We start from the raw sequence: 641 nt of genomic DNA on the forward strand, positions 1-641 counted from the left end.
CATCCCGGCGGATGTGTGGGCGGAAGCTGAAAATCTCGCTATGTTCCTGAAGCAAAAAGGCCATCTATCCGCCATTCCGCTAGATACCTGGTTAGCGTGTGATTCGCTTAAAAGGCTATGGCGTCGAGCGCACCCGGAGATTGTAAAACTTTGGGCCGCCGTCGAGGATGCCGCCCGGAGCGCGATCAATGGCCGCCCCACTTCTACCCACGGTTTGACGTTCGACAAACGCGGCGCATGGCTGCGCATCGGTTTGCCGTCTGGCCGTTATCTTTCTTACCCCTCGCCCCGCGTCGATGAAACCGGACAAATTACTTATATGGGCGTTTGCCCCTATTCCCGTAAATGGAAACGGTTAAAGACATTCGGCGGGAAACTGGTTGAAAACATCGTGCAAGCCATCGCTCGCGACGTACTCGCTAACAACATGGCCGCCATCGAGGCCGCCGGTTATGAAATCGTGTTGACCGTACACGATGAAGTAATTACCGAAGCTATCAACACAGCAAGATATAACGCTAGCGAGCTATCAAGCTTGCTTGCTATCAATCCATCGTGGGCGCAATCCATGCCCCTGGCCGCCGCTGGATTCGAGGCGGATCGTTATCGTAAGGATTAATCATGGCGTACATCCGCGAAAT

At 54.0% G+C, this 641-nt stretch carries 1 protein-coding gene; it reads left to right on the forward strand.

Going from position 1 to position 641, the window contains the following annotated elements; all coding sequences use genetic code 11:
* Positions 1 to 619: hypothetical protein (locus N1032_RS25980; protein ID WP_456319126.1), on the forward strand; the 619-nt coding region annotated here is incomplete at its 5' end.
* Positions 620 to 641 lie beyond the last annotated feature (22 nt).

The sequence above is a fragment of the Herbiconiux daphne genome, assembly GCF_024979295.1.
GTDB classification, from domain to species: Bacteria; Actinomycetota; Actinomycetes; order Actinomycetales; family Microbacteriaceae; genus Herbiconiux; species Herbiconiux daphnes.